Source organism: Xenorhabdus innexi, assembly GCF_002632485.1.
Lineage (GTDB): Bacteria > Pseudomonadota > Gammaproteobacteria > Enterobacterales > Enterobacteriaceae > Xenorhabdus > Xenorhabdus innexi.
Genome location: NZ_NIBU01000217.1, coordinates 1 through 760, shown reverse-complemented (window position 1 = coordinate 760; position 760 = coordinate 1). Strand labels below are relative to the sequence as shown.

3 protein-coding genes are annotated in these 760 nt (G+C 59.1%); all 3 read right to left on the bottom strand.

The annotated features are described in order from the left end of the window. The coding region (locus tag Xinn_RS21190) for a DUF2895 family protein (protein WP_153043438.1) at positions 1–222 on the bottom strand (222 nt) is incomplete at its 3' end. Continuing rightward, positions 219–575, bottom strand: coding sequence for a TIGR03750 family conjugal transfer protein (locus Xinn_RS21185; RefSeq protein ID WP_086953999.1), 357 nt, complete (start codon positions 573–575; stop codon positions 219–221). The genes Xinn_RS21185 and Xinn_RS21190, both read right to left, overlap by 4 nt. A gap of 10 nt (positions 576–585) precedes the next feature. Beyond that, positions 586–760 (bottom strand): TIGR03745 family integrating conjugative element membrane protein (locus Xinn_RS21180; RefSeq protein WP_099137835.1); only part of this gene is annotated, 175 nt, incomplete at its 5' end.

Sequence of the window (760 nt, the reverse complement as noted above, 5' to 3'; positions counted from 1 at the left end):
AATATAAAAGGCAAAACTGTAGACACTGGGTGGCGGCACTTCCCACCACGCCCGGGTGCTGCCACTGCGCAAATCCGGCGGGTTATGGACAGTCAGATTGCGCGGTGCCATCATCCAGCCGGTCAGGGTGATCAGCAGCACCCCCACCAAAATGCCGCAGGCCACTCTCAGGGTCAGAATATGCTGATCGCGATTTTTCACCGCATGACGAAACCGGCTCATCGCGCTCTCCTGCTGCGACGCAATGACCAGCCCTGCGCCGCAATAATCAGGGCCGGATCACCGATACCCAGCCGGCGTTTCTGCTCTGCCAGTGTCAGCCAGAGATAATGTTCCGGTTTGCCGCGCTTAAACTGTGTCAGCCAGCGCCCGCCAAAACTAATCAGCAGCAACGGCATCACCAGCATGCCGGTGGGGAGCATCACCCAGCCCGCTAAGGGGATGAGAGGCAGGCTCACCATCAGCCCGACCCCCAGCCCGACCAGGGCGGCCAATCCCATCTCCGGCGTGGTAAAGCCGCGAAAGACGACCGGTTCGGCATTTAAGCGATCAGGTAAGAACGGGATCGTCTGCATGCGCGGCCTCTTAAAAAATGATGCCGGCCGATTTCGCCAGCAGCCAGATCACCGCAACCAGCAGTACCACACCGACCACGATAATCGAACCAAACTGGGTCCAGCTGGCTTTGCCGTCACGCACTTCGGAGAAGGTTTCCACGGCAGCGGAGGCGACTTTAAAAAATGCCACGGCCGAGAGGATT

Bases quoted from the DNA above. Each gene is read 5' to 3' on its own strand.
- Xinn_RS21185 (WP_086953999.1), bottom strand. From the start codon at position 575: ATGCAGACGATCCCGTTCTTACCTGATCGCTTAAATGCCGAACCGGTC.